This is a genomic window from Pseudomonas sp. GW704-F2 (genome assembly GCF_059423025.1).
In genome coordinates this window covers 39798-59651 of sequence record NZ_JBWKXO010000025.1, presented here as the reverse complement: position 1 = coordinate 59651, position 19854 = coordinate 39798, and the positions used below count along the sequence as shown (strand labels likewise).

Here is a 19854-nt window from a genome sequence, read left to right as displayed (position 1 = left end):
AACCGGGGCGCCGCGAACGGCGCCCCCATCAGGTACTGTCGACCATGAACTATCAGTTGAACTTTGCCGCCGTGTGGCGCGACTTCGACACCTTGCTGGCGGGGCTGGGGCTCGGCCTCGAATTGGCGCTGCTGTCGATCGCCATCGGTTGCGTGATCGGCCTGCTGATGGCGTTTGCCATGCTGTCCAAGCACCGCGCGCTGCGCCTGTTGGCCTCGGTGTATGTGACGGTGGTGCGCAATACGCCGATCCTGGTGCTGATCCTGTTGATCTACTTCGCCTTGCCCAGCCTGGGTATCCGCCTGGACAAGATCCCGTCGTTCATCATCACCCTGTCGCTGTACGCCGGTGCCTACCTGACCGAAGTGTTCCGCGCCGGGCTGCTGAATATTCCCAAGGGCTTGCGCGAAGCCGGGTTGGCCATCGGCCTGGGCGAGTGGCGGATCCGCGCCTATATCACCGTGCCGGTGATGCTGCGCAACGTACTGCCGGCGCTGTCGAACAACTTCATTTCGCTGTTCAAGGACACCTCGCTGGCCGCCGCGATCGCGGTGCCGGAGCTGACCTATTACGCCCGCAAGATCAACGTCGAAAGCTACCGGGTGATTGAAACCTGGCTGGTCACGACCGCGCTCTACGTGGCCGCCTGTTACCTGATCGCCATGCTGCTCCGTTACTTGGAACAGCGTCTGGCAATCCGTCGTTAGAAGAGGCTCGCATGTACCAATCCCCCAGCTGGCTGCATGAGTTGTGGATCGCCCGGGACACCCTCTGGGCCGGGTTCCAGGCCAGCGTCTATGTCTCGGCGCTGGCGATTATCTTCGGCACCCTGATCGGCATCGTCGCCGGGTTGATCCTGACCTACGGCAGATTCTGGATGCGTCTGCCGTTTCGTCTGTATGTCGACCTGATCCGTGGCACGCCGGTGTTTGTGCTGGTGCTGGCGTGTTTCTACATGCTGCCGGCGCTCGGTTGGCAGATCAGCGCGTTCCAGGCCGGTGCGGTCGGGCTCACACTGTTCTGCGGCTCCCACGTCGCGGAGATCGTGCGCGGCGCGCTGCAAGCCATTCCCCGCGGGCAAATGGAAGCGGGCAAGGCGATTGGCCTGACGTTCTACCAGTCCCTGGGCTACGTGCTGTTGCCCCAGGCGCTGCGGCAGATTTTGCCGACCTGGGTCAATTCCTCCACGGAAATCGTCAAGGCCTCGACCCTGCTGTCGGTGATCGGTGTCGCCGAGTTGCTGCTCAGTACCCAGCAGGTGATCGCGCGCACTTTCATGACCCTGGAGTTCTACCTGTTCGCGGGTTTTCTGTTTTTTGTCATCAACTACGCCATCGAGTTATTCGGGCGCTACATTGAAAAGCGGGTGGCCTTGCCATGAACCAACCTCAAACGACCCAACCGCTGCTGGACATTCGCGGCCTGCGCAAACAATACGGCACGGTGGAAGTGCTCAAGGGCGTCGACCTGTCCATGCAGCGCGGCAACGTGGTGACGTTGATCGGCTCCAGCGGCTCGGGCAAGACCACGCTGCTGCGCTGCGTCAACCTGCTCGAAGAGTTCCAGGGCGGTCAGATCAGCCTGGATGGCGAATCCATCGGCTACAGCGACGTCGCCGGCAAGCGCGTGCGCCACCCGGAGCGGGTAATCGCCCAGCACCGCGCCATGACCGGCATGGCCTTCCAGCAGTTCAACCTGTTCCCGCACCTGACGGCGCTGCAGAACGTCACCCTGGGCTTGTTGAAAGTTAAGAAAATGCCTAAGGACGAAGCCGTGGCCTTGGCGGAAAAATGGTTGGACCGTGTAGGGCTCCTGGAACGCCGCAATCATTTCCCCGGCCAGTTGTCCGGCGGCCAGCAACAGCGCGTGGCCATCGCCCGTGCGATTGCGATGAACCCCAGCCTGATGCTGTTCGACGAAGTCACCTCGGCCCTCGACCCGGAACTGGTGGGCGAAGTGCTCAGCGTGATCAAGGGCCTGGCGGAAGAGGGCATGACCATGTTGCTGGTGACCCATGAGATGCGCTTTGCCTACGAAGTCTCGGACAAAATCGTCTTCATGAACCAGGGGCGCATTGAAGAACAGGGCTCGGCGAAGGACATCTTCGAACGCCCGCAGTCGCCGCGCCTGGCGGAATTCCTGAAGAACATTCGTTTTTAACTGTCAGTCAAGGAGCACTATTTATGAGCATTACTCGTTACGGCACCGGCAGCACCGCCGGCGGCGGCCAGCCTCGGCCTTTCGCCCGCGCGGTGGAAGCGGACGGCTGGCTCTACGTCTCGGGCCAGGTGCCAGCGGTGGACGGTGAAATCATCAGCGGCGGCATCGTCGAGCAAACCCGCCAGACGATGCGCAACGTGGTGGCGATTCTCGAAGAGGCTGGCTACGCCTTGAACGACGTGGTGCGCGTCGGCGTGTGGCTGGAAGACCCACGGGATTTCTGGAGCTTCAACAAAGTCTTCGGCGAATACTTCAGCCCCGAACACGCCCCGGCACGTGCCTGCGTGCAGGCCAACATGATGGTGGATTGCAAGGTCGAGATCGATTGCGTGGCCTACAAGAAAAAGGGCTAAATGCCCCACTCTTGAAACCACAGTAAATCCAATGTGGGAGGGGGCTTGCCCCCGATAGCGGTGTATCAGCAACAGATGTGTCCACTGGCACACCGCCATCGGGGGCAAGCCCCCTCCCACAGTGGACCTGCGCCAGCCCTACCATTTCGAGCGGACCGAAACTTCCATGACCGAAGACACCATCAAACGCCGCGCCAAAGGCCTGGACCGTGCATTCGACATCCTCGATTTCCTCAAGGAAGTCGGCCAGCCCCTGCGCCCGAATGATATCGCCAGCGGCATCGGCAGCCCCAAGTCCACGGTCTACGAGTTGGTCGCCTCCTTACTGGAACGCCGCATCCTGGAAACCGTGGGCAAGGACGGGCACGTCTACCTCGGCCGTCAGCTGTACTTCCTCGGGCAGGCGCACCTGCGCCATTTCGACCTGACCCGCGAGGCCGACCACGCCTTGCAGGCAATCGTCAGCCAGACCCACGAAACCGCGCAGATGTGCCTGCTCAACGGGCGCAAATACACGGTGGCGCTGATGCGTGAAGGCGAGCGGCATTTCCGCATTTCCTCGGACATCGGCGAAAACGCACCGATCCCGTGGACCGCGTCCGGGCGCCTGTTGCTGGGGCATTTGAGCGACCAGCAGATCGTCGACCTGATCGACCCCGACGATTTCATCCTGCCGGACGGCCAGCGCTTGCCGCTGGAGACCTTCCTCGCACAGATCCGTCAGGCCAGCGTCGATGGCTTCTTTTCCTTCGACAGCGTGGCCGACACCTTTACCCATTGCTTTGCCGCCCCGGTCCGGGACGCGCAGGGCATCAGCATTGCGACCCTGTGCATCGTCGCGCCCCGCGCCGATGCCAGTAAAAACTACAACGACTATCGCCGGGTGTTGATCGAAAGCGCCAACAACCTGGCCCGTCGCATCAACGAATAGGAGCAGTTCATGCCTGCCATCAACGCCGTTGCAAAGGGCGCCGCCGCTGTCGGCGCCCATCTGGTCCGTGACGTCAGCCTGCCGGCCCTGGTGCTGCACCGCGACGCCCTCGAACACAACATCCGCTGGATGCAGGCCTTTGTCAGCAACAGCGGTGCCGAGCTTGCGCCCCATGGCAAAACCAGCATGATGCCGGCCCTGTTCCAGCGCCAGATCGCCGCCGGTGCCTGGGGCATCACCCTGGCCAGCGCGGTACAGACCCGCGCCGCCTATGCCGGCGGTGTGCGCCGTGTGTTGATGGCCAACCAACTGGTGGGCGCGCCGAACATGGCGTTGATCGCCGACTTGCTGGCCGACGCAGACTTCGACTTCCACTGCCTGGTCGACCACCCGGACAACGTCGCCGACCTGGGCCTGTTCTTCGCCGCCCGTGGCCTGCGCCTGAACGTGATGATCGAGTACGGCGTGGTCGGCGGCCGTTGCGGTTGCCGCAGCGAGCAGGAGGTGCGCGACCTGGCCACGGCGATCAAGGCCCAGCCGGCGCTGGCCCTGACCGGTATCGAAGGCTACGAAGGCGTGATCCACGGCGAACACGCCATCACTGGCATCCGCGACTTCGCCGCGAGCCTGGTGCGCCTGGCGGTGGACCTGCAGAACAACGGCTCGTTCGATCTGGCCAAGCCCATCGTCACCGCGTCGGGGTCGGCCTGGTATGACCTGATCGCCGAGTCCTTCGAAGCGCAAAACGCCGCCGGGCGTTTCCTCAGCGTGCTGCGTCCCGGCAGCTACGTGGCCCATGACCATGGCATCTACAAAGATGCGCAATGCTGCGTGCTCGACCGGCGCAGCGACCTCAGCGAAGGCCTGCGCCCGGCGCTGGAAGTCTGGGCCCACGTGCAATCGTTGCCTGAGCCTGGCTTCGCGGTGGTCGCCCTGGGCAAGCGCGATGTGGCCTACGACGCCGGTTTGCCGGTGCCGCTCAAGCGCTACAAGGCCGGGATCGTGCCGGCGCAAGGCGATGATGTGAGCGCGTGCAAGGTCACCGCGGTGATGGACCAGCATGCGTTCATGAGCGTCGCGCCGGGGGTTGAACTGCGCATCGGCGACATTATTTCCTTCGGCACTTCCCACCCGTGCCTGACGTTCGACAAGTGGCAGGTCGGTTGCCTGGTGGATGAGCAACTGCAGGTGATCGAGTCACTGCATACCTGCTTCTAGACCGCGTCGCCTCCATCGCAGGCAAACCCGCTGCGCCCTTTGGATGTGTGAACACATTCAAAGGTGGGAGCGGGCTTGCCCGCGAAGGGGCCATCAGCCGCACCGGAGACAACAGGCATGAACACCACACCCCGCATCGCCCTCATCGGCGAATGCATGATCGAACTGCAACACCGCGCCGACGGCAGCCTGCACCAGAGTTTTGGCGGCGACACCCTGAACGCCGCGGTGTACCTGCGCCGCGAGTTGGGGGCGCTCGGCCACGTCGACTACGTCACCGCCCTGGGCGATGACAGCTTCAGCGACGCCATGTGCCAACAGTGGACCGACGAAGGCCTGGGCCTGAGCATGGTCCAGCGCCTGCCCGGGCGGTTGCCGGGCTTGTACTGCATCCAGACCGACGCCAACGGCGAGCGCAAATTCCTCTACTGGCGCAACGAAGCGGCCGTGCGCGACTGCTTCACCACGCCCGCCGCCGCTCCGATCCTGGCAGCGTTGCCGGGCTATGACGTGGTGTATTTCAGCGGCATCACCCTGGCGGTGCTCGGTGAAGTCGGGCGCGAGCGCTTGTTGCAGGCCTTGATCGAAACCCGTCGGCGCGGCGGCCGGGTGGTGTTCGACAACAACTACCGGCCGCGTTTGTGGGCGAGTGTCGAGGTGGCGCGTGCGGCCTATCACAAAGTGTTGGCCGAGGTGGATATGGCCTTGCTGACCGAAGATGACGAGCGCGCATTGTTTGGTCATGCCGACAGCGAACAGGTGTTCGCGGCGTACCCGGCAGTCGCGGAAGTCGTGCTCAAGCGCGGTGCCGAGGACTGTTTGATTCGTTGCGCAGGCCAGCGCTTTGCGGTGCCGGCGTTGCCGGTCGAGACGGTGGTAGACACCACGGCGGCGGGGGACTCGTTCAGCGCGGCGTACCTGGCCAGTCGGCTCAAGGGCGGCTCGCCGCAAGAGGCGGCCTTGGCCGGGCATCGGTTGGCGAGCCGGGTGATCCAGGTGCCGGGGGCGTTGATTCCTAGGGGGTGAATGGCCGCCTGCGGCGGATCGGGGGCAAGCCCCCTCCCACAGTGAGCGCAATGCGGTCAACTGTGGGAGGGGGCTTGCCCCCGATAGCGCCCTAAAGCCAACCCCTCAATCCCGATAAAACACCTGCACCAAGTGATACCCAAACTTGCTCTTGACCGGCCCATGCACCACCCGCAGCGGCTTCTTGAAGATCACCGCATCAATCGCGCCGACCATCTGCCCCGGCCGGATCTCGCCCAGGTCGCCGCCGCGCTTGCCGGACGGGCAGGTGGAATACTTCTTGGCCAGCACATCGAACGCTTCGCCCTTGGCGATGCGCTGCTTGAGCTGTTCGGCTTCTTCACTGGTTTTCACCAGGATATGGCGGGCTTGGGCTTTCATGGTTCTCTACCGGGGTGTGCGACGGCGCGCGATTATGCCTGAACTGGATCGTCGACGCTGATCATGCTGCGGATTTTGGTGGCGAGCACATCGATGGAAAACGGCTTGGCCACCATGTCCATGCCGTCTTCCAGAAAGCCTTGGCGTTCGGCGGCTTTTTCCGCATAACCGGTCATGAACAGGATGCGCAGGCCCGGGCGGTGCTGACGGGCGATTTCCGCCAGTTGCCGGCCGTTCATGCCCGGCAGGCCGACGTCGGTCACCAGCAAATCCACGCGCAAGTCTGATTCCAGCAGCGGCAAGGCGGTGCGTGCATCCGCGGCCTGGTGCGCGGTATAGCCCAGTTCATCGAGGACATTGACCACCAGCATGCGGACCGCCGGGTCGTCCTCGACCACCACCACAGCCTCCCCGGCCAGGGCCACGGGCGCGGCCTCACTGAGGCTGGCCGGCAAGCTGCTTGCCAGGGAAGTGCCGTGCAGGCGCGGCAGATACAAGCGCACGCAGGTGCCCTGGCCCGGTTCGCTGTGGAGGGTCACATGGCCACCGGATTGCTGGGCGAAGCCATAGATCATCGACAGCCCCAGGCCGGTGCCCTGGCCGATGGGCTTGGTGGTGAAAAACGGATCGAAGGCTTTGGCCAGGATTTTCGGCGCCATGCCGGTGCCGTTGTCGCGCACGCCGAGCATCACGTAATCACCGGCCTTGACCGGTTCCGGGGTGGAGATGTCGGTGCCGTCGAGGTAGCTGTTGGCGGTTTCGATCAGCAGTTCGCCACCATCGGGCATGGCATCCCGCGCGTTGATCACCAGGTTGAGCAGGGCGTTTTCCAGCTGGCTGGCGTCGCTGTTCACCGGCCAGATATCGTGGCCCAGTTGCACCTTGAGCGTGATGTGCGCGCCCTTGGTGCGCTGGAACAAGTCTTCCAGCGAGGCCACCAACTGGTTCGGGTCGAGCGGGCGGCGGTCCAGTGACTGGCGCCGCGAGAACGCCAGCAGGCGGTGGGTGAGGGCGGCGGCGCGATGGGCGGAGGCCACGGCGGCGTCGGCAAAGCGGCCGATGTCGTCGCTGCGCCCGGCGGCGATGTAGCGTTGCATCAGGTCCAGGCTGCCGATGATGCCAGTGAGCATATTGTTGAAGTCATGGGCGATGCCGCCGGTGAGTTGGCCCACCGCTTCCATCTTCTGCGCGTGGCGCAGGGCGTCTTCGGCGCGTTCGCGTTCGACCATCTCGTTTTGCAGGCGCTGGTTGGCCTCGGCCAGTGCCAGGGTGCGCTGGGCCACACGCTCTTCGAGGTTTTCGTTGAGGTGGCGCAGGCGTTGCTCGGTGCTTTGCTGGGCTTTGAGGCTGGCTTCGGAGCGCTGTTGCAGTTCCTGGGTGAACTGGCGGCGTTCGTTGGTTTCGATGGCGGTGACGAGGATGCCGGCGACGCTGCCGCGTTCATCGCGGATCGGGCTGTAGGTCAGGTCGAGCCAGATCTCGGTGTCGCGCTGGTTGCGTTGCAGCACAAAGCGCTGCTCGCTGAAGGAGCGCACCTGGCCGCTGAAGACCGCGTCATAGATCGGCGCGGTGAAACTGTGCAATTCCGGCCAGGTCTGGTGCGCCGGCTGGCCCATTGCGTCGGGATGCTTGTTGCCCGCCAGCAGGGCGAAGGCGTCGTTGTAGAGTTGGATGAGTTCGCGGCCCCACAACAGCTGCATCGGCATCGGCGAGTGGACGACGATATCCACGGCGGTACGCAGGCTTTGCGGCCAATCATTGGCCTCACCGAGCGGGTTTTTGGCCCAGTCCAGCCGCGCAATCAATGCGGCGGCTTCGCTACCGGTGGATGTTTCCTTCATAAAAAGCCCTGAGCGTAACGCTTTGAAAAATGACAACAGCGATTATCCGGTGGGATAGCGGTGGGTGACTACCCCCGAAAAATAGCATGCATTGGGTTTTTTTCTGCAAATGAGTGCGTTGGCGCTGAAACCTTTCATCTTAAAGCGCCAGCTCAGGCCGGTCGCGAAACTGTGCCAGGGCCTCCGGGTTGGCCAGCGCGTCGGTGTTTTTCACCGGTTCGCCGTGTACCACATTGCGCACCGCCAGTTCGACGATCTTGCCGCTGATGGTGCGCGGGATATCGCTGACAGCGAGGATCTTCGCCGGTACATGGCGTGGCGTGGTGTTGGCGCGGATCACCTGGCGGATCTGCTGTTCGAGGGCGTCATTCAGCTCGACGCCATCGTCGAGTCGCACGAACAGCACGACTCGCACATCGTCTTGCCAGCGTTGGCCAATGGCCAGGCTTTCCAGCACCTGCGGGACTTTTTCCACCTGCCGATAGATCTCGGCGGTGCCGATCCGCACGCCGCCAGGGTTGAGCACCGCGTCGGAGCGCCCGTGAATCAGCAGGCTGCCGTTGGGCCGCTGTTCGGCGTAGTCGCCCTGGGCCCACACGCCGGGGAATTGGCTGAAATAGGAGGCGCGCAGTTTGCTCTGCTGCGGGTCGTTCCACAGGCCGATGGGCATGGCGGGGAAGTGCCGGGTACACACCAGTTCGCCTTTTTCACCGAGCAACGGCCGCCCCTGGTCGTCCCACACCTCGATGGCCATCGCCAGGCTCTTGCATTGCATTTCGCCGCGGCGTACCGGCAGCACCGGGTTGCCGATGACGAAGCAGGAGACGATATCGGTACCGCCAGACATCGATGACAGGCACACCTCGGCCTTGATCTCGCGGTACACGTAGTCGTAGCTCTGCGGCGACAGCGGCGAGCCAGTCGAAATCAGGCCCTTGAGGCTGCTCAGGTCATGGCTCAGGCGCGGCTGCAGGCCGGCTTTTTCCAGGGTGGCGAGGAACTTGGGGCTGGTGCCGAACACGCTGATCCGTTCCGCGTCGATCAGGTCGATCAAGCGCTCGGGGCCAGGGTGAAATGGCGAGCCGTCATACAGCACGGCGGTGGCGCCGAGCGCGAGTACCGAAACCAGCCAGTTCCACATCATCCAGCCGCAGGTGGTGTAGTAGAACAGGCAATCCTCGCGGGACAGGTCCGCATGCAGGCCGTGCTCCTTGAGGTGGGTGAGCAGCACGCCGCCGGTGCCGTGGATGATGCATTTGGGCACGCCGGTGGTGCCGCTGGAATAGAGGATATACAGCGGATGGTCGAACGGCACCGCGACGAACTCAGGCGTGCCGCCGGGTTGGTAGAAGTCACTCCACAGCGCGACGTTGGCGTCGCTCCGATAGTCCTCGACCCGCGCCTGGGGCCGGGCATACGGCACGACGATCAGGTGCTGCAGGGATGGCAGGCGTTCGAGGATCTCGTTGAGCTTGGCGCTCTGGTCGATGGTTTTGCCGGCGTAGCGGTAACCGGCGCAGGCGATCAGCACCTTGGGCTCGATCTGGCCGAAACGGTCGATCACGCCTTGGGTGCCGAAGTCTGGCGATGAGCACGACCAGATCGCGCCCAAGCTGGTGGTGGCCAGCATGCCGACCAGGGTTTGCCAGGTGTTGGGCATGCACGCGGCAACCCGATCGCCCAGCCCGACCCCGGCCGCCCGCAGGCTGCGTTGCAGGCCGGCGACGTGGGCGGCCAGTTCGGCGTAGCTCAGTTGCTCGCGCTGGCCGTCTTCGCTGATGGCGACCACGGCGGGGTGAGCGTCGCGACGGCGCAGCAGGTGCTCGGCAAAGTTCAGGGTTGCGCCGGGGAACCACTCGGCGCTCGGCATCGCGGCGCCTTCGATCAATACCGCGCTGGGCGGGCTGCGAAACTGCACGTCGAAAAACGCCACGATCGCCTGCCAGAAGTCGGCGCGCTGGTCGATGCTCCACTGGTGCAACGCCGGGTAGTCGTCGAGCTGCACGCTGTAGCGGTCATTGATAAAGCGCCGGAACTGGTCCATCCGGGTGTGACGGATGCGTTCGGCGGAGGGTTGCCAGAGGATCTCGGACATAAGCACGTCTCTTATTCTTGTACAGTTCTTCCAAACAGTGGAGTTCGAATGTGGGAGGGGCGGTGCGACGATTCGACTTGCCCCCGATGGCGGAGTATCAGCTAGCACATGCGGTACTGACCCACTGCCATCGGGGGCAAGCCCCTTCCCACATTGGATTTTCTGTGTTTGGTCTATTGGGCCAGCCAACCACCATCGATGTTCCATGCCGCGCCGCGCACTTGGGCACCGGCCTCGCTGCACAAAAACAACACCAGCTCACCCAGTTGCGGCGGGGTGACGAACTCCAGCGACGGCTGCTTCTCTGCCAGTAAATCATGTTGCGCCTGCTGCGGGTCGACACCATTGGCCGCGCGATCATCGATCTGCTTCTGCACCAGCGGCGTCAGCACCCAGCCGGGGCAGATCGCGTTGCAGGTCACGTTGCTGGTGGCGGTTTCCAGGCCGACTACCTTGGTCAGGCCGATCACGCCATGCTTGGCCGCGACGTAGGCGGCCTTGCCCACCGAACCCACCAGGCCATGCACCGAGGCGATATTGACGATGCGCCCCCAGCCCTTGGCCTTCATGCCCGGCAGGCTCAGGCGCGTGCTGTGGAACACCGACGACAGGTTGATCGCGATGATCGCATCCCAGCGCTCCACCGGAAACTCGTCCACCGCCGCCACATGCTGGATGCCGGCGTTGTTGACCAGAATATCCACACCGCCGAATTCGCGCTCGGCGTAGGCGAGCATGTCGGCGATCTGCGCCGGGTCGCTGACGTCCGCCGGGTGATGCCCGACCTTGCCGCCGAACGCCTGTACCTGGGCGATCACCGCGCTGGCGTCGCCGAAGCCGTTGAGGATCAGGTTGGCGCCGGCCTCGGCCAGGCTCAGCGCTATGCCCAGGCCGATACCGCTGGTGGAGCCGGTGACCAGGGCGGTCTTGCCGTTCAAGTTCGTCATGAAAACCTCACACAATGCCGGTGGCGTAGAAAGTACCGATCACCACGAACACCGCGAGGGTCTTGATGATCGTGATGCCGAAGATGTCCTTGTAGGCTTCGCGGTGGGTCAGCCCGGTGACCGCCAGCAAGGTGATCACCGCGCCGTTGTGGGGCAGGGTGTCCATGCCGCCGCTGGCCATGGCCGCGACCCGGTGCAGCACTTCAAGGGGGATATTCGCCGCATGGGCCGCCGCAATGAAACTCTCGGACATCGCCGCCAGGGCGATGCTCATGCCGCCGGACGCCGAGCCAGTGATACCGGCCAGCAGCGTCACCGTAATCGCTTCGTTGACCAGCGGGTTGGGGATGCCCTTGAGCCAGTCCGCCAGCACCAGAAAGCCCGGCAGCGAGGCGATCACCGCACCGAAGCCGTATTCCGAGGCGGTGTTCATCGCCGCCAGCAGCGCACCGCTGACCGCGCTCTTACTGCCTTCGGCGAGCTTGCTTTTGATCGCCGACCAGCCGAACACCAGCACCATGACGATGCCCACCAGCAACGCCGCCTGCACCGCCCAGATCGCGGTGAGCTTGGCGATTTCGGTGGTCACCGGCGCGCTCATGCCCGGCAGGCTGAGGCTGTGGGTCTTGCCGTACCACTGCGGGATCCAGTGGGTGAACAGCAGGTTCATCACGCCCACCAGGAGCAGCGGCGACAGCGCGATCCAGGGGTTGGGCAGGTTCAGGTTCTCGGCGGTTTCCGGCTCGTTGCGCAGTTCGGTGCCGTAGCCTTCACCGGCCCGTTGCGCCTTGTTGCGCTGGCGCGCCAGGTAGAGCATGCCGGTGCAGAACACGAAGATCGTGCCGATCAGCCCCAGCCACGGCGCAGCCCAGGCGGTGGTGTTGAAGAACGTGCTGGGGATGATGTTCTGGATCTGCGGCGTGCCGGGCAGCGCGTCCATGGTGAACGAGAACGCGCCGAGGGCGATGGTCGCCGGGATCAGGCGCTTGGGGATGTCGCTCTGGCGGAACATCTCCGCCGCGAACGGGTACACCGCAAACACCACCACGAACAGCGACACGCCGCCGTAGGTGAGCAGGGCGCAGACCAGCACGATCACCAGCATCGCCTGGCGCGTACCGAGCAAGCGGATTGCGGCCGCCACGATCGAGCGCGAGAAACCCGACAACTCGATCAGCTTGCCGAACACGGCACCGAGCAGGAACACCGGAAAATACAGTTTGATGAAACCGACCATTTTCTCCATGAACACCCCGGTAAACGCCGGGGCGACCGCGGACGGGTCGGTGAGCAGGACAGCGCCGAGGGCGGCGATGGGGGCAAACAAGATGACGCTGTAGCCACGGTAGGCAGCCAGCATCAGCAGCGCGAGGGCTGCCAAGGCAATGATCACACTCATGGTGTGTCTCCATCAGATTGTTATTTTTGTGGGGTGATGCGTTGGAGGAGGGCTATAGCGAGATGCGTGCCATGTTCATAACCTATTGAAATAAATAGATATTATTGTATCCATGAACAAGCTTTTCAGATCTGGTCTCAATTCTGAGACAAAAGCACATCAAAGGTGGGAGGGGGCTTGCCCCCGATAGCGGTGGGTCTGTAAAGAATAGGCTGACTGAGGCACTGCCATCGGGGGCAAGCCCCCTCCCACAAGGATTGTCTTTGTTTTGAGAATTTTGTCTCTTTATTGAGATGCGGCCAGGCCCAGCGCGACCATTTTCTTGTACAAGGTCGACCTGCCCAGCCCCAAGCGCTGGGCCGCGTCCACCACATTCCCGCTGCAGGCCTTGAGCGCCGCGGTGATCAACTGCCGATCGAAGCGCTCCCGCGCCGCCGCGAACGTCTCGCCTTCGAGCGTTTCCATCGCCTCGTGCGCCACCGGGCTGAACGTGCCGATCGCGGCGCGAATCTCAGCCGCGCCCAACACCCGGTCATCGCTCAACAACGCCGCGCGTTCCAGCACGTTGCGCAGTTCGCGGATATTCCCCGGCCATGCATGCCGCGCCAACAACGCCAGGGCCTCGCGGTCCAGTTCGTGGTGGCTGCGCAGGTCTTCGAGGATCGCTTCGCTCAGCGCCGGAATATCCTCCAGGCGTTCGCGCAACGGCGGCACCTGGATCGGCAGCACATTCAGCCGGTAATACAGGTCGGCGCGAAACTCGCCGCGTTTGATCGCCGCTTCCAGGTCCATGGACGTGGCGGCGATCACCCGCACGTCGCTGTGCCGCATCTCGTTGGAGCCGACCGGTTCGTATTCCTTCTCCTGCAACACCCGTAACAGCTTGCTTTGCAGCGGCAGGGGCATGTCGCCGATTTCATCGAGAAACAGCGTGCCGCCCTGGGCGATCTGCAACTTGCCGGGGCGGCCTTTGCGGTCGGCGCCGGTAAACGCGCCGGGCGCGGTGCCGAAGAACTCGGCTTCGAGCAGGTCATGGGGAATGGCGGCGCTGTTGATGCTGACAAATGCCTTGTGCGCCCGCGTCGAGGCGCCGTGGATCGCCTGGGCCAGCAACTCCTTGCCGGTGCCGGTTTCGCCGAGCAGCAACACCGGCGACTCGGCACTCGCACTGCGCCGCGCACGGCGTTTGACTTCGAGGCTGGTGGCGCTGGTGCCGATAAAGTGCGCAAAGGTGTACTTGCTCTGGCGTGAACGCAGCAGCGAACGGGTGGACGCCAGCTCTTGCTGCATGCTCAGGTAACGCTCGATCAGCGGCGACAGGTTGCGCAGCTCATCGAACAGCGCAAAGCCGATGGCGCCGATCACCGCGCCGGCGTCGTTGTGGATCGGCAGGCGCATCACCACCAACGGGCCTTTGGGCGTGTCCTGGATATCCAGCAGGATCGGCTGGTCGTTGCGCACCACCTGGCGCAACAGGCTGTTGGCGATGACCTGTTCGCAGGGTTGGCCGATGGCTTCGTCGGCGCTCTTGAGGCCGAAGCGCTTGGCGTAGCGCTCGTTCATCCACACGATGTTCGCGTCGCGGTCGACAATCACCGTGCCTTCGCTGGACTGCTCGATGATCTCGAACAGCGACTGGATGGCCAGGCCGCGAACCTGTTGGTAGTCCTTGAGGCTGGTGTTCATGCGTGCAGAATCCTGTAGGAGCGAGCTTGCTCGCGAAAAACGTTAACGATGACGCGCCTGCTGGTTGAACGCGGTGTCCTTGCGCTTTTCGCGAGCAAGCTCGCTCCTACAAGGGGATGTGTGCGGCGGCCAGCAGTTCCTGGGTGTACGGGTGTTGCGGCGATTCAAACACATCATGGCTGGCGCCATGCTCCACCACTTTGCCGTCCTTGATCACGATCATGTCGTGGGCCATGGCGCGCACCACGGCCAGGTCATGGCTGATGAACAGGTAGGTCAGGCCGTATTTGTCCTGCAGCTCGCGCAGCAACGCTACCACTTGCTTCTGCACCGTGCGGTCGAGGGCCGAGGTGGGTTCGTCGAGCAGCATCAGCGCCGGCTTGAGCACCAGTGCGCGGGCGATGGCGATGCGCTGGCGCTGGCCACCGGAAAACTCGTGGGGGTAACGATACCGGCTGGCCGGGTCGAGGCCGACGTCCTTGAGCACCTGGATCACCTGTGCGTCACACTCGGCGAGGCTGCACGGTGCGTGGACTTCCAGGCCTTCGCTGATGATCTGCTGCACCGACATGCGCGGGCTGAGGCTGCCGTAGGGGTCCTGGAACACCACCTGCATCTGTTTGCGCCACGGGCGCATCTGTTTGTGGTTGAGCGCGTCGAGGGCGACGCCCTGGAAGCGGATGCTGCCGGTGGAGTCCAGCAGGCGCAGGATCGCCTGGCCCAGGGTGGATTTGCCCGAGCCCGACTCGCCGACGATGCCCAGCGTCTTGCCGCGCTGCACGCTGAGGCTGATGCCGTCCACCGCGCGCAGGTAGGTCTTGCGCTGAAACAGGCCGCCGCCGAGGGGGAATTGCACGCTCAGGTCGTCGACCTGCAACACCGTTTCGCGCGTTTCGCCGCACAGCACCTCGCCCGCCGGTTCAGCGTCGAGCAGCAAGCGGCTGTAGGGGTGTTGTGGCGCGTTGAACAAGGTTTCGCAGTCGGCCTGTTCGACGATCTCGCCGGTATGCATCACACACACGCGCTGCGCCATGCTGCGCACCAGGTTGAGGTCGTGGCTGATCAGCAGCAGCGACATGCCCAGGCGTTGCTGCAAGGACTTGAGCAGCAGCAGGATCTTGCGCTGCACGGTCACGTCCAACGCGGTGGTGGGCTCGTCGGCGATCAGCAGTTCCGGCTCGCAGGCCAGGGCCATGGCGATCATCACGCGTTGGCGCTGGCCGCCGGAGAGTTGGTGCGGATAGGCCTTGAGCCGTTCCAGGGGGTTCTGGAGGCCGACCAGTTCGAGCAACTCGATGATGCGCGCCTGTGCTGCTTTGCCGCCCATACCTTTGTGCAACAGCAGGGTTTCGCCGATCTGCTTTTCGATGCTGTGCAGCGGGTTGAGGGAGGTCATCGGCTCCTGGAAGATCATGGCGATGCGGTCGCCACGCAGCTTTTGCAGGGTGGCCGCCGGTGCGCCGATCAACTCTTGGCCGCGATAGCGCACGGAGCCGCTGGTTTGCGTGCCGGCTTCGGGCAGCAGTTGCAGAATCGAAAGGGCCGTCACCGACTTGCCCGAGCCCGACTCGCCGACCAGCGCCAGGCACTCGCCGGGGCGCACATCCAGGCTCAGGTTGCGCACCACGGTCTGGCCGCTGAAGGCGACGCAGAGGTCGCGGATCTCGATCAGGTTGTCGCTCATACAGACTCACTCATGCACGGGGGTCGAAGGCATCGCGCAACGCCTCGCCGATAAATACCAGCAGCGACAGAATCAGCGCCAAGGTGAAAAACGCCGTCAGGCCCAGCCATGGCGCTTGCAGGTTCTGCTTGCCCTGGGCGATCAACTCACCCAGCGACGCGCTGCCCGCCGGCATGCCGAAGCCGAGGAAATCCAGGGCGCTCAAGGTGGAAATCGCGCCGGTCAAAATAAACGGCAGGTAGCTCAGGGTGGCCGTCATGGCATTGGGCAGGATGTGTCGGCGCATGATCTTGGCGTCGCTCAAACCCAAGGCCCGCGCCGCCTTGACGTACTCCAGGTTGCGCCCGCGCAGGAACTCGGCGCGCACCACATCCACCAGGGCCAGCCAGGAAAACAGTGCCATGATCCCCAGCAGCCACCAGAAGTTCGGTTCGACAAAACCGGACAGGATGATCAGCAGGTACAGCACCGGCAACCCGGACCACACTTCCAGCACCCGCTGGCCGATCAGGTCGACCCAGCCGCCGTAGTAACCCTGCAACGCGCCCGCGGCGATGCCGATGCTCGCACTGATCGCGGTGAGGGCCAGGGCAAACAGGATCGACACCCGCGCGCCGAAGATCACCCGCGCCACCACGTCGCGCGACTGGTCGTCGGTGCCCAGCCAGTTCACCGCCGAGGGCGGGCTGGGGGCAGGGCGGGTCAGTTCGTAGTTGGGCGTGTCGTCGCTGAACGGCACTGGCGGGAACAGCATCCAGCCGCCGTCCTGCTTGATCAGCTTCTGCACGTAGTCGCTGCGATAGTCGGCCTGGAACGGCAATTGCCCGCCGAACTGCTGCTCGGTGTAGCGCTTGAACACTGGAAAATACAGCTCGTTCTTGAAGCTCAACACCAAGGGCTTGTCATTGGCGATCAACTCGCCGCCCAGGGTCAGGATGAACAGGCCGATAAACAGCCACAGTGACCACCAGCCGCGGCGGTTCTTCTTGAACCGCTCGAAACGCCGACGGGCCACGGGAGATAGATTGAACATCAGGCGTTCCTCGCGGCGAAGTCGATACGCGGGTCCACCAGGGTGTAGCAGAGGTCGCCGATCAGTTTTATCAAGAGGCCGAACAGGGTAAAGATAAACAGCGAACCGAACACCACCGGGTAGTCGCGGGACACCGCGGCTTCGTAGCTCATGCGCCCGAGGCCGTCGAGGGAAAAGATCACCTCGATCAGCAGCGAGCCGGCAAAGAACACGCTGATAAACGCCTGGGGAATCCCCGAGATCACCAGCAGCATCGCATTGCGGAACACATGCCCGTACAGCACCTGCCGTTCGCTCAAGCCTTTGGCGCGGGCGGTGACCACGTATTGGCGCGTGATCTCATTGAGGAACGAGTTTTTCGTCAGGATGGTCAGGGTGGCGAACCCGCCGATCACCAGCGCCGTAACCGGCAAGACCAGGTGCCAGAAATAGTCGGCGACCTTGCCCACCGTGCTCAGTTCGTCGAAGTTTTCCGAGACCAGGCCGCGCACCGGGAACCAGTTCAGCGAGGTGCCGCCGGCGAACACCACGATCAGGAACATCGCAAACAGGAACGCCGGCATCGCATAGCCGATCACGATGGCGGTGCTGCTCCACACATCGAAGTTGCTGCCATGGCGCACCGCCTTGCGGATCCCCAGGGGGATCGACACCAGGTAGGTGATCAGCGTGGCCCACAGGCCGAGGGAGATGGTCACCGGCATCTTTTCCAGGATCAGGTCGGTGACGGTCGCGCCGCGAAAAAAGCTGTTGCCGAAGTCCAGCCGGGCGTAGCTCTTGAGCATCAGCCACAGGCGCTCCGGTGCCGGCTTGTCGAAGCCGTATTGTTTTTCGATGTCCTTGATCAGTTTCGGGTCCAGGCCACGGCTGGCCCGCGAGCCGCTGCCGAGGCCTTCGCCGGCGGAACCGCCGATGCCGCCGCCGCCGATCCCTTGCAGGTGGGCGATCGCCTGTTCCACCGGCCCGCCGGGCGCGGCCTGCACGATCACGAAATTGACCAGCAGGATGATCACCAGCGTCGGGATGATCAACAGCAGGCGCCGCACGATATAGGCAAACATCAGCGCATCCCTCCGCGTTTTTTAAGTTCCGCGCTCATTTGTGCGTTCGTCAGTGGCGTGGGGCTGATTTCCCACCAGGTTTCCAGGGCTTCGTCATTCTTCGCCTCGATCGCCGGGCGGCCGAAGCGGTTCCACCACGCGGCGGACGTGCCGGGCGGGTAGTAATTGGGGATCCACAGGTAGTTCCATTGCAGCACCCGGTCCAGGGCGTGGGCGTAGGTGAGCATCTGCGCCTGGGTGTTGGCTTTCACCAGGCCCTTGATCAGGCTGTCGACGGCCGGGTCCTTGAGCACCATGTAGTTGTTGGCGCCCGGGTCGAACGCGGCGCTGGAGCCGAAGTAGTTGTACAACTCCATCCCCGGCGAGGTGGTGACCGGGAAGCCGGTGACGATCATGTCGTAGTCCCGCGTCATCAGCCGGTTGACGTACTGCGAGGAGTCGATGCGACGGATGATCAGGGTGATGCCGATCTGCGCCAGGTTGCGCTTGTACGGCAGCAACAGACGCTCGAGGCCGGGTTGGGCATAGAGGAAGGTGAACTCCAGCGGCTCGCCCTCGGCGTTGACCAGCTTGTCGCCGTCGGGGTTCCAGCCGGCTTCTTCCAGCAGGGCCAAGGCTTGCAGTTGCTTGTCGCGGATCATGCCGCTGCCGTCGGTGACCGGCGCTTTGAAGACCTGGGTGAACACCTCATCGGGCACCTGGCCGCGCAGGGGTTCGAGGATCGCCAGCTCTTCCGGGGTCGGCAATTCGCTCGCGGCCAGCGGGCTATTGGAGAAGTAGCTCTGTTGGCGGATGTACAGGTTGCGCATCATCTGCCGGTTGGCCCATTCGAAATCCCACAGCATCGCCAGGGCCTGGCGCACGCGGCGGTCCTGGAACATCGGTTTCTGCACGTTGAACACATAGCCTTGGGCCGGTTGCGGCATCTCTTTGGCCAGGTGCGCCCGTTGCAGGCGGCCGTCATCCAGCGCCGGGCCGTTGTAGCCGATGGAGTAGCCGGTGGCGGAGAACTCGCGGTTGAAATCATACGCGCCGCCACGCAGCACCTGGCGCGCCACTTCGGTGTCGCCAAAATATTCCAGGCTCAGGTGATCGAAGTTGTACAGGCCACGGCTGACCGGCAAGTCCTTGCCCCACCAGTCAGGGTTGCGGGTAAAGGTGATGGTGCTGCCCGCGTCGATCTTGCTGACCTTATACGGGCCGCTGCCCAGCGGCGCTTCGTAGCCGCCGCCGTTGGCGAAGTCGCGGGTTTTCCACCAGTGCTCGGGGAACACCGGCAGGGTGGCGATATCCAGCGGCAGGGTGCGGTTTTCATCGCTGGAAAAATCGAAGCGCACCTGGCGTTCGCCTTCGACTTCGACGTGTTTGACGTCGGCGAACAGCGTGCGAAAGCGCAGGCTGCCCTGGGTCATCAGCAAATCGAAGCTGTAGCGCACGTCTTCGGCAGTGATCGGTGTGCCATCGGCAAAACGGGCCTTGGGGTTGAGGTAGAAGCGCAGCGACAGGCCGTCGTCCGCGCGTTCCATCTTCTCGGCGACCAGGCCGTAGACCGTGTACGGCTCGTCCAGGGAGCGCAGGGCCAGGGGCGAGTAGAGCCAGCCGTCGATCTGGGACACGCCGATGCCTTTGTCGATATAGGGCAGCACATGGTCGAAGCGCCCGATTTCGATGGCCGAACGCCGCAGGCTGCCGCCCTTGGGCGCGTTGGGGTTGGCGTAGTCGAAATGGCTGAAGCCGGCGCCATATTTGGCCGGTTCGCCATACACGGTCAGGTAGGTTTGCGGGGCCGCGATCACAGCGGTGCTGGCCAGCAGCAGAGCCAGGGTGGAGCTGAATAGAGTCGAAAAAGCCAGTCGCATTATCTGCCTTGAGCGCCGGGTGAAGGAGAATAGGGATTTGTACGCTAACGGCCTGAGCATCGCCAGTCATCCCATGCACAACGGCCCACCAAAAGGCGGGCCGTTGTTTCAAGCATCAGC

At 63.6% G+C, this 19854-nt stretch carries 17 protein-coding genes; 7 read left to right on the top strand and 10 right to left on the bottom strand.

Going from position 1 to position 19854, the window contains the following annotated elements:
- Positions 1-44 precede the first annotated feature (44 nt).
- From AC07W0_RS20550 to AC07W0_RS20520, 7 genes are all read left to right on the top strand, one after another.
- Positions 45-707 (top strand): amino acid ABC transporter permease, encoded by a 663-nt coding sequence (locus tag AC07W0_RS20550; protein ID WP_017846652.1) that lies wholly within the window; start codon positions 45-47, stop codon positions 705-707.
- Between the two features lie 11 nt (positions 708-718).
- Entirely contained in the window at positions 719-1381 is a 663-nt protein-coding gene (locus AC07W0_RS20545) for an amino acid ABC transporter permease (protein WP_017846651.1), read from the top strand.
- Positions 1378-2160: an amino acid ABC transporter ATP-binding protein gene (locus AC07W0_RS20540; RefSeq protein ID WP_102618084.1), complete on the top strand. Its 783-nt coding sequence runs from the start codon at positions 1378-1380 to the stop codon at positions 2158-2160. The genes AC07W0_RS20545 and AC07W0_RS20540 overlap by 4 nt, the downstream gene beginning before the upstream one ends.
- Before the next feature lie 23 nt (positions 2161-2183).
- Positions 2184-2573 (top strand): RidA family protein, encoded by a 390-nt coding sequence (locus tag AC07W0_RS20535; RefSeq protein ID WP_017846649.1) that lies wholly within the window; start codon positions 2184-2186, stop codon positions 2571-2573.
- Positions 2574-2739: 166 nt separating this feature from the next.
- Entirely contained in the window at positions 2740-3504 is a 765-nt protein-coding gene (locus tag AC07W0_RS20530; RefSeq protein ID WP_026139982.1) for an IclR family transcriptional regulator, read from the top strand.
- A 9-nt stretch (positions 3505-3513) separates the two neighbouring features.
- Complete coding sequence (locus AC07W0_RS20525; RefSeq protein WP_017846647.1) at positions 3514-4722, top strand: amino acid deaminase; 1209 nt, start codon at positions 3514-3516, stop codon at positions 4720-4722.
- Between the two features lie 117 nt (positions 4723-4839).
- On the top strand, positions 4840-5748 hold the full coding sequence (locus AC07W0_RS20520) for a sugar kinase (RefSeq protein ID WP_102618083.1): 909 nt from the start codon (positions 4840-4842) through the stop codon (positions 5746-5748).
- 105 nt (positions 5749-5853) lie between these two features.
- Here AC07W0_RS20520 and AC07W0_RS20515 read toward each other — a convergent pair whose 3' ends face one another.
- The 10 genes from AC07W0_RS20515 to AC07W0_RS20470 all read right to left on the bottom strand — a co-directional run bounded on the left by AC07W0_RS20515 (position 5854) and on the right by AC07W0_RS20470 (position 19734).
- Positions 5854-6129: a peptidylprolyl isomerase gene (locus tag AC07W0_RS20515; RefSeq protein ID WP_046383114.1), complete on the bottom strand. Its 276-nt coding sequence runs from the start codon at positions 6127-6129 to the stop codon at positions 5854-5856.
- Between the two features lie 32 nt (positions 6130-6161).
- Entirely contained in the window at positions 6162-7970 is a 1809-nt protein-coding gene (locus tag AC07W0_RS20510; RefSeq protein ID WP_102618082.1) for an ATP-binding protein, read from the bottom strand.
- 139 nt (positions 7971-8109) lie between these two features.
- Positions 8110-10065, bottom strand: a complete 1956-nt coding sequence (locus AC07W0_RS20505; protein WP_102618081.1) for an acetoacetate--CoA ligase — start codon at positions 10063-10065, stop codon at positions 8110-8112.
- A gap of 173 nt (positions 10066-10238) precedes the next feature.
- Positions 10239-11012 carry a 3-hydroxybutyrate dehydrogenase gene (locus AC07W0_RS20500; protein WP_017846642.1) on the bottom strand — a complete coding sequence of 258 codons (774 nt, stop codon included), beginning with the start codon at positions 11010-11012 and terminating at the stop codon, positions 10239-10241.
- Between the two features lie 7 nt (positions 11013-11019).
- Positions 11020-12411, bottom strand: coding sequence for a GntP family permease (locus tag AC07W0_RS20495; RefSeq protein WP_046486021.1), 1392 nt, complete (start codon positions 12409-12411; stop codon positions 11020-11022).
- 285 nt (positions 12412-12696) lie between these two features.
- Positions 12697-14097: a sigma-54 interaction domain-containing protein gene (locus tag AC07W0_RS20490; protein ID WP_102618080.1), complete on the bottom strand. Its 1401-nt coding sequence runs from the start codon at positions 14095-14097 to the stop codon at positions 12697-12699.
- A gap of 106 nt (positions 14098-14203) precedes the next feature.
- On the bottom strand, positions 14204-15781 hold the full coding sequence (locus AC07W0_RS20485) for an ABC transporter ATP-binding protein (protein ID WP_017846639.1): 1578 nt from the start codon (positions 15779-15781) through the stop codon (positions 14204-14206).
- A 10-nt stretch (positions 15782-15791) separates the two neighbouring features.
- Positions 15792-16814 carry an ABC transporter permease gene (locus tag AC07W0_RS20480; protein WP_017846638.1) on the bottom strand — a complete coding sequence of 341 codons (1023 nt, stop codon included), beginning with the start codon at positions 16812-16814 and terminating at the stop codon, positions 15792-15794.
- Complete coding sequence (locus tag AC07W0_RS20475) at positions 16814-17875, bottom strand: microcin C ABC transporter permease YejB (protein ID WP_057005432.1); 1062 nt, start codon at positions 17873-17875, stop codon at positions 16814-16816. Before AC07W0_RS20475 ends, AC07W0_RS20480 begins: the two co-directional genes overlap by 1 nt.
- Positions 17875-19734 (bottom strand): extracellular solute-binding protein, encoded by a 1860-nt coding sequence (locus tag AC07W0_RS20470; protein ID WP_102618079.1) that lies wholly within the window; start codon positions 19732-19734, stop codon positions 17875-17877. The genes AC07W0_RS20475 and AC07W0_RS20470 overlap by 1 nt, the downstream gene beginning before the upstream one ends.
- Positions 19735-19854 lie beyond the last annotated feature (120 nt).

Bases quoted from the DNA above. Each gene is read 5' to 3' on its own strand.
- AC07W0_RS20485 (WP_017846639.1), bottom strand. From the start codon at position 15,781: ATGAGCGACAACCTGATCGAGATCCGCGACCTCTGCGTCGCCTTCAGC.
- AC07W0_RS20480 (WP_017846638.1), bottom strand. From the start codon at position 16,814: ATGTTCAATCTATCTCCCGTGGCCCGTCGGCGTTTCGAGCGGTTCAAG.
- AC07W0_RS20550 (WP_017846652.1), top strand. From the start codon at position 45: ATGAACTATCAGTTGAACTTTGCCGCCGTGTGGCGCGACTTCGACACC.
- AC07W0_RS20535 (WP_017846649.1), top strand. From the start codon at position 2,184: ATGAGCATTACTCGTTACGGCACCGGCAGCACCGCCGGCGGCGGCCAG.
- AC07W0_RS20490 (WP_102618080.1), bottom strand. From the start codon at position 14,097: ATGAACACCAGCCTCAAGGACTACCAACAGGTTCGCGGCCTGGCCATC.
- AC07W0_RS20470 (WP_102618079.1), bottom strand. From the start codon at position 19,734: ATGCGACTGGCTTTTTCGACTCTATTCAGCTCCACCCTGGCTCTGCTG.
- AC07W0_RS20505 (WP_102618081.1), bottom strand. From the start codon at position 10,065: ATGTCCGAGATCCTCTGGCAACCCTCCGCCGAACGCATCCGTCACACC.
- AC07W0_RS20510 (WP_102618082.1), bottom strand. From the start codon at position 7,970: ATGAAGGAAACATCCACCGGTAGCGAAGCCGCCGCATTGATTGCGCGG.
- AC07W0_RS20540 (WP_102618084.1), top strand. From the start codon at position 1,378: ATGAACCAACCTCAAACGACCCAACCGCTGCTGGACATTCGCGGCCTG.
- AC07W0_RS20500 (WP_017846642.1), bottom strand. From the start codon at position 11,012: ATGACGAACTTGAACGGCAAGACCGCCCTGGTCACCGGCTCCACCAGC.
- AC07W0_RS20530 (WP_026139982.1), top strand. From the start codon at position 2,740: ATGACCGAAGACACCATCAAACGCCGCGCCAAAGGCCTGGACCGTGCA.
- AC07W0_RS20515 (WP_046383114.1), bottom strand. From the start codon at position 6,129: ATGAAAGCCCAAGCCCGCCATATCCTGGTGAAAACCAGTGAAGAAGCC.
- AC07W0_RS20475 (WP_057005432.1), bottom strand. From the start codon at position 17,875: ATGTTTGCCTATATCGTGCGGCGCCTGCTGTTGATCATCCCGACGCTG.
- AC07W0_RS20545 (WP_017846651.1), top strand. From the start codon at position 719: ATGTACCAATCCCCCAGCTGGCTGCATGAGTTGTGGATCGCCCGGGAC.
- AC07W0_RS20495 (WP_046486021.1), bottom strand. From the start codon at position 12,411: ATGAGTGTGATCATTGCCTTGGCAGCCCTCGCGCTGCTGATGCTGGCT.
- AC07W0_RS20525 (WP_017846647.1), top strand. From the start codon at position 3,514: ATGCCTGCCATCAACGCCGTTGCAAAGGGCGCCGCCGCTGTCGGCGCC.
- AC07W0_RS20520 (WP_102618083.1), top strand. From the start codon at position 4,840: ATGAACACCACACCCCGCATCGCCCTCATCGGCGAATGCATGATCGAA.